Raw genomic sequence first — 6,363 nt, forward strand, 5'->3', positions numbered from 1 at the left:
GCCACGGACACGCGTAAGACGGACACGCGTAAGACGGACACGCCCAAGACGGACACGTTCGAGACGGAGGCGCCTTGCCGCGGTCGGTCCCCCGGGAGGTGGTGGCCTTCTTGGCCACGGCCTTCTTTGTCGCCGGCTTCTTCGCTGTCGTCTTCTTGGCCGGGGCCGTCTTCGCGGCGGCGCTCCGGGGGGCGGCTTTCGCGGTCTTCTCGGCCGGGGTGGCGGCGGGGGTGCCGTCGACGGGCGGGCGGCCCGCGCCGGTGATGCCGCCCAGGCAGAACTCCCACACCTCGTCCGCGCTGATCGGCGAAGGATGGGCGCCGACCGGGGCCGCGGGCGCCTGGGCCGTGAACATCGCCGTCTGCATGATCAGCGAGGCGATGCGGCGCGGCCTGGGCGCGACGGCCTGACCGGCCTCGACCGCCTCCTCCATCAGCTCCGTGAAGAAGCTGAGCAGCGGCAGATGGGCGGTCGCCACCTGGTCCGGGTGGGTGACCAGCAGCTGGATGGCGAAGTCCGTGAACAGTGGGGACTGCTGGCCCTCGCGGGGCCGGCAGGAGTCGTACAGCAGGTCGACCGCGATCCGCAGCCGGTCCAGCGGATCCCGTCCCTCCGCGGACTTCTCCCGGATCTCGGTGGCCGACCTCGACAGCGCGTCCTCGAAGAGGGCGAGCAGCAGCTCATGCTTGCCGTCGAAGTGCTGGTAGAAGCTGCGCAGCGACTGCCGGGAGCGTTCCACGACCTCCTGCACGGTGAAGTCGGTGGTGCCCTTGCCGGCGATCAACTCCTGGGCCGCGTCGAGGAAGCGCTGCACGCGCTGCTCGGCGCGCAGCTTCGCGGCCCGGGTGGATCGCTCGACGGCGCGCTGCCGCCAGGCGGGCTCGGGGGTCTCGACGGGTTCTGCGGGCACGGCACTCATGAGTAGAACGGTACTCCACTCATGTGAAAAGAGAGGGCCCTCCCCCTACCGAATCGCGCTCCATCAGAAGCGAGACTCTTACTTCCCCATGATGAGAATGCTATTCTCGCACCGCGTGTGTTGCCACCGGTACGGCGAGAGGGCGGAGGCCGGGCGTGGAGTTCGAGCTCGACGAGGAGCAGCGGCTGCTGCGGCGCACGGTGCGTGAGACGGTCGCCAAGGTGTGCGCCCAGCCCGAGGAGCGGCAGTGGCAGACCTATCTGGAGCTCGGCTGGCTCGAGGCGCCCCCGCTGGAGCTCGCCCTCATCCTGGAGGAGCTGGGGTACGCGGCCGATCCGACGCCGTTCCTGGCCACCGCCACCTGGTTCGCCCCGCTCACCGGGCGGCTCCCCGAGGGCAGCGGCACCGCCGTGTTCGACGGCAGCGGCCGGTACGTCCTCGACGCCGACCGCGCGGACGAGATCGCGCTGCTCACACCGGACGGCGTGACCGTCGTACGGGGCGCCGACCTGGCCGCGATGCGGGTGCCCGTGCTCGACCCCAAGCTCCACGTCGCGCACATCACCGCCGGTGAACTGGGTGTCGGCGTGCCCGACCTGGCCCTCACCGGTCTCGCGGCCACCGCTGTCGGCGCCTGCCGCCGCATCCTCGACCTGGTCCTGGCACATGTGAAGCAGCGGGTGCAGTTCGGCCGGCCGCTGGGCTCCTTCCAGGCCGTCAAGCACAAGGCCGCCGATATGTACGTGGCCATCGAACGCGCCCGCGCCCTCACCCACTTCTCCGCCCTCACCATCGCCGAGGACGACCCGCGCCGCACCCGCGCCGCGCATATGGCCAAGGCGGCGGCGGGGGAGTGCCAGCGCCTGGTCCTCCGGCACGGTCTGCAGCTGTTCGGCGCCATGGGCTTCACCTGGGAGAACGAGCTCCAGTACCACCTGAAGCGGGCCCAGGTCTGCGATCTGCTCCTCGGCACCGCGTCCGACCACAGGAAGGCACTTCTGGTCTCATGACACGTCTCATGGCACGTCCCATGAAACCCGCAGCCTCATGAGGCTCGCCGACGACCCCGAGGTCGAGGAGTTCCGCACAGAGTTCGCCGCCTTCCTCGACGCGCATCTGCCCACCGAGGCCGAGGCCGGCGAGCGCTCCCGCTCCAGCGGCCACATCCCCGGCTGGGCGCGCCGCTGGCAGCGCACGCTCTTCGACGCGGGCTGGCTGCTGCCCGGCCGGCCGCCCGAGTACGGCGGCCGGAACGCCACGCTGCCCCAGCAACTGGCGCACCTGGAGGAGCTGGCCCGCCGCCGCATCTACCACAGCTTCAACCCGCAGGGCCTCGGCATCATCGCCGCCTCCCTCCTCTCCTTCGGCACCGAGGAGCAGAAACGCCGCTGGGCCGTGCCGATCCTGCGCGCGGAGATCACCGCCGCGCTCGGCATGAGCGAACCGGACGCGGGCTCCGACCTGGCCTCCCTGCGCACACGCGCGGTCGGGCAAGGCGACGAATTCATCGTCAACGGGCAGAAGATCTGGACCTCCGGCGCCCACGACGCCGATGTGCTGCTCACCTTCGTACGCACCGACCCCGAGGCGCCCAAGCACAAGGGCATCAGTGCCCTCCTGATCCCGACGGACACCGACGGTGTCGTACGCCGCCCCTTCGGCTCGATCGCGGCCGAGGACGACCTCGACTTCAACGAGGTGTTCTTCACCGACGTACGGGTGGATCGCGCGAATCTGGTCGGCCCCCTCAACGAGGGCTGGCGGGTCGCGAACGGCTCCCTCGGCCATGAGCGCACCCTGCTGTGGCTGTCGTACGCCGAACGCCTGGAGGAGCTGGTGCGTGACGCCGCGGACATCGGCGGCGGACAGGAGTGGTACGCCACCCTCCTCATGGACCTCCAGGCGCTGCGGCTGCTCGGCTACCGGCAGCTCGGCCCGGACCGCGACCCCGCCGAGATCTCCGTGCTCAAGCTGCTCGGCTCCGAGGCCGTGCAGTCCGCCTCCCTGTACGCGCTGGAGGCCCGCGGCGCCGAAGGGCTGCCGCATCCGACCCGCTCCGGGCCGTACCACCATATGCACCACGAGGACTTCATCGCCGGCTGGTTCGAGCGGTACGCGCGCAGCTTCGCGGGCACGATCGCCGGCGGCACCAGCGAGATCCAGCGGAACATCATCGCCGAGCGGCTGCTCGGCCTGCCCCGGTGAGGACATCGGCCATGGACCAGATCCTGTACGCGGTCGAGGACGGCGTCGCGACCATCACCCTCAACCGCCCCGAGGCCGCCAACGCCCAGACCATGGCCCTCCTCGACGACCTCGACGCGGCCTGGACCCGTGCGGCCCGCGACGAGGACGTACGCGTGGTCGTCCTCAGGGCCAACGGCCGCCACTTCTCCGCCGGGCACGATCTGAAGGACCGCTGGCCAGGTCCGGGCGAGATCACGCTGGAGTGGATCTACGACGCCGAGACGCGCCGCTATCTGGAGTACTCGCTGAAGTGGCGCAACATCCCCAAGCCCACCATCGCGGCCGTGCAGGGCAAGTGCATCGCCGCGGGGCTGATGCTGTGCTGGCCGTGCGATCTGATCGTGGCCGCGGAGAACGCCGAGTTCTCCGACCCGGTGGTGCACATGGGTATCGGCGGGGTCGAGTACCACGGGCACACCTGGGAACTCGGCCCGCGTAAGGCCAAGGAGATCCTGTTCACCGGCCGCCCGCTGACCGCCCGCGAGGCCGAGCAGGTCGGCATGGTGAACAAGGTCGTGCCACTGGCCGGACTCGACGCGGCCGCGTACGAACTGGCCGCGCGTATCGCGCGGATGCCGCCCTTCGGGCTCCGCCAGGCCAAGCGCGCCGTCAACCAGACCCTCGACGTACAGGGCTTCTACGCCGCCCTCCAGGCCGTCTTCGACATCCACCAGACCGGGCACGGCAACGCGCTGAGCGTGTCCGGCTTCCCGATCCTGACCCGGCTCGACGAGATGAAGCAGCATCTCAAGCAGGGCTGAGTAGCTTCCGTCGGCACTCAGGCGAGGGCCGCGGTGAACGGGGGAAGGTCCACGGTCGTGCGGATGCCGGGGGCAGCCGCGCAGACGGCGGGGACGGCGTTGACGGCCCGGTGGGCGGTGTAGCCGGGGGAGACGGCGGCCATCCGGTCGAGCGGCACCGGGAAACGCAGGTCGACGTCGAGGGGCGTGTCGCCGTCGACCGTCAGATGCCAGCCGGTGGGGCGCAGGTCCCAGGCGGGGTCGAGGTCGGTGGTGCAGTACCAGGTCGCGTTGAACTCCAGCAGTGTACGGCCGTCGCGCAGACCGGACAGCGTCATCCGCTGCGCGGCCACCGTCCCGGCTCGGAGGGCACCGGCGGCGATGTCCGCCGGGTGCGCGGCGGTGGCGAGGTGCCCGCTCGCCTCGACGGAGTCGAGGGGCAGGCCCAGGGCGTCGGTGACCAGCCGCAGGGACGGTCCGAAACTCGATCGGACGTGAGCGAGGCGGCGTGCGTCGAACGCGGCGGTCGGCGGCCGGCCGAAGCCCATCACGTCGAACAGCAGCCCCGGCGAGTTCCGCCGGGACAGATCGGCGTACTCGTGGATGGTCAGGGTCTCCAGCCGCCGTTGCACGGAGGCCAGGACGAGCGGTACGGCCTCGGTGATGAACCCCGGGCTGCTGCCGGTGGCGTGGATCGAGGTACCGCCCCGCGCGCAGGCGTCCTCGACCCTCCTCCGGACGGCGGGATCCATCCCGGCCGGGTGGTGGAACTCACCAGCCGTGGTCACGACGTTCGCGCCGGACGCGAGCAGGGCGCACAGCTCGTCGAGATCGGTCGCCCGCGGCATGTAGAGCACGCAGTCGGCGGCCAGGCCGAGGATGTCGTCGAGGCCGCGGGTGGTGGTGATGCCCGTCGGGCCCGTCCCGCACAGCTCGCCGGCATCGCGCCCGGCCTTGTCCGGATCATGGACGCGGACACCCGCCAGCACCATGTGCGGATGGTCCAGAACGGCGCGCAGCGAGCGCGTGCCGATGGTTCCCGTGGCCCACTGAACGACGCGAAGCGGCCTGTCGCGCTGTGCGGGACGCTGCATGCCCAACCCAACCCCTCTGCCGGTCGTTGTTTCAGTCCATCCCCTGGCAGTCCATCCCCGGATCGGGTTCCACCCCGAAGGTGTTGTACGCCATGGCCTGCATCCCGTACGCGCCGACGGTGAACACGAAGTCCATCAGCTGCCGCTCGTCCAGCTCCTTCGCCAGCTCCGCGTAGAGCTCATCGGAGAGCGAGGAGGTGTCCTCGAGCTCGTCCACGGCCCGGTTCACCAGGGTGCCGGTGCCCTGGCGTACCTCCGCCAGCTCCTTCTCGGTGACTCCGGCCGCACGGGCCGTCAGCACATGGTGCACCCACTCGTAGCGGCAGCGGTGCCGCCAGGCGACCCGGAGGATCGTCAGCTCGCGCAGCTTCGCCGGCAGTGTGCCGCGGTACACCAGTTGCGTGCTGAAGGTCAGGAACGCCTTGGCCAGGCGCGGGTGGTTCAGGAGCAGGCCGAGGGCGTTGGACGGCGGTATGGTGCGCCCGCCCGTCAGCGGCCGCAGCACTTCGGCGTCCCACTTCTCGTACGGGATCGGGGGCAGCCTCGTCATGTGTTGCGGCCTCCGTTCACGCCGATGATCTGTCCGGTGAGGTATCCGGCCTCCTCCGAGACCAGGAACGAGCAGGTCGCGGCGATGTCCTCGGGGCGGCCGACCCGGCGTACCGGTGTGCGCGCGATGTGGTCCTCGATGGTGCCGCCGAGCTGCTGGTTCCGCTCGGCGGTGCGCAGCATGGGGGTGTCGATGAAGCCGGGCGGGATGGCGTTCACCGTGATGCCCCGGGGGCCGAGTTCCAGCGCGAGGGACTTGGTCAGCCCGTTCACCGCGGACTTGGCGGCGACGTAGTGCGCCATGAAGGGCTGGCCGGCGTGGGTGCTGGAGGAGGAGATGTTGACGATCCGGCCCCAGCGGGCGTCCCACATGTCCGGCAGCGCCGACTGCACGCAGTGGAAGACCCCGTTGAGGTTGATGTCGACGACCCGCTGCCAGTCCTCGAAGGAGAGCTTGCCGAAGCGGGTGAAGCCGTCCTTGCCGGCCGCGTTGACCAGCACCTGGATCGGCCCGAGGCGTTCGCGTACCGAGTCCATCGCCTTGTCGACCTGAGCGCGGTCGGTGACGTCCACCGTCAGCCCGTACCCCTCCTGGGCGGGGGAGAGGTCGAGCACGGCGACCTTCAGGCCGTCGGCCGCCAGCCGGCGGGCGATCGCCCGGCCGATACCGGAGGCGCCGCCGGTCACCACGGCCGTCGGTTTCGACAAGGTACTCATACCCCTCCCTCCCGCTCAGTCTTGGCGCGCTTCCACGCGCGGGCTTCCCTCGTCACTGCTCGCTCCTTCGTCGCTGCGCGGCTCCTCAGTCCAGCCC

7 protein-coding genes are annotated in these 6,363 nt (G+C 70.7%); 3 read left to right on the forward strand and 4 right to left on the reverse strand.

Annotation, left to right across the window (positions count from 1 at the left end; translation table 11 throughout):
• The coding region (locus ACWDSL_RS51060) for a TetR/AcrR family transcriptional regulator (protein ID WP_450496324.1) at positions 1–919 on the reverse strand (919 nt) is incomplete at its 3' end.
• Between the two features lie 155 nt (positions 920–1,074).
• Here ACWDSL_RS51060 and ACWDSL_RS51065 point away from each other — a divergent pair.
• Genes ACWDSL_RS51065 through ACWDSL_RS51075 form a run of 3 tightly spaced genes read left to right on the forward strand, consistent with a single transcriptional unit; the run spans position 1,075 to position 3,927 of the window.
• Entirely contained in the window at positions 1,075–1,929 is an 855-nt protein-coding gene (locus tag ACWDSL_RS51065) for an acyl-CoA dehydrogenase family protein (protein ID WP_450496326.1), read from the forward strand.
• Between the two features lie 37 nt (positions 1,930–1,966).
• A complete protein-coding gene (locus tag ACWDSL_RS51070; RefSeq protein ID WP_450496327.1) occupies positions 1,967–3,124 on the forward strand; it encodes an acyl-CoA dehydrogenase family protein in 1,158 nt (385 codons plus the stop codon).
• Between the two features lie 11 nt (positions 3,125–3,135).
• Positions 3,136–3,927: an enoyl-CoA hydratase gene (locus ACWDSL_RS51075; RefSeq protein ID WP_450496329.1), complete on the forward strand. Its 792-nt coding sequence runs from the start codon at positions 3,136–3,138 to the stop codon at positions 3,925–3,927.
• Between the two features lie 17 nt (positions 3,928–3,944).
• Here ACWDSL_RS51075 and ACWDSL_RS51080 read toward each other — a convergent pair whose 3' ends face one another.
• From ACWDSL_RS51080 to ACWDSL_RS51090, 3 genes are read right to left on the reverse strand one after another with little or no spacing between them, the layout of a single operon-like run.
• Positions 3,945–5,000: an NAD(P)H-dependent amine dehydrogenase family protein gene (locus tag ACWDSL_RS51080; protein WP_450496331.1), complete on the reverse strand. Its 1,056-nt coding sequence runs from the start codon at positions 4,998–5,000 to the stop codon at positions 3,945–3,947.
• 31 nt (positions 5,001–5,031) lie between these two features.
• Positions 5,032–5,550 carry a carboxymuconolactone decarboxylase family protein gene (locus ACWDSL_RS51085; protein WP_450496333.1) on the reverse strand — a complete coding sequence of 173 codons (519 nt, stop codon included), beginning with the start codon at positions 5,548–5,550 and terminating at the stop codon, positions 5,032–5,034.
• Positions 5,547–6,266 (reverse strand): SDR family NAD(P)-dependent oxidoreductase, encoded by a 720-nt coding sequence (locus tag ACWDSL_RS51090; protein ID WP_450496335.1) that lies wholly within the window; start codon positions 6,264–6,266, stop codon positions 5,547–5,549. The genes ACWDSL_RS51085 and ACWDSL_RS51090 overlap by 4 nt, the downstream gene beginning before the upstream one ends.
• Positions 6,267–6,363 lie beyond the last annotated feature (97 nt).

Source organism: Streptomyces sp. NPDC000941 (genome assembly GCF_053599555.1).

Bases quoted from the DNA above. Each gene is read 5' to 3' on its own strand.
- ACWDSL_RS51070 (WP_450496327.1), top strand. From the start codon at position 1,967: ATGAGGCTCGCCGACGACCCCGAGGTCGAGGAGTTCCGCACAGAGTTC.
- ACWDSL_RS51075 (WP_450496329.1), top strand. From the start codon at position 3,136: ATGGACCAGATCCTGTACGCGGTCGAGGACGGCGTCGCGACCATCACC.
- ACWDSL_RS51080 (WP_450496331.1), bottom strand. From the start codon at position 5,000: ATGCAGCGTCCCGCACAGCGCGACAGGCCGCTTCGCGTCGTTCAGTGG.
- ACWDSL_RS51085 (WP_450496333.1), bottom strand. From the start codon at position 5,550: ATGACGAGGCTGCCCCCGATCCCGTACGAGAAGTGGGACGCCGAAGTG.
- ACWDSL_RS51090 (WP_450496335.1), bottom strand. From the start codon at position 6,266: ATGAGTACCTTGTCGAAACCGACGGCCGTGGTGACCGGCGGCGCCTCC.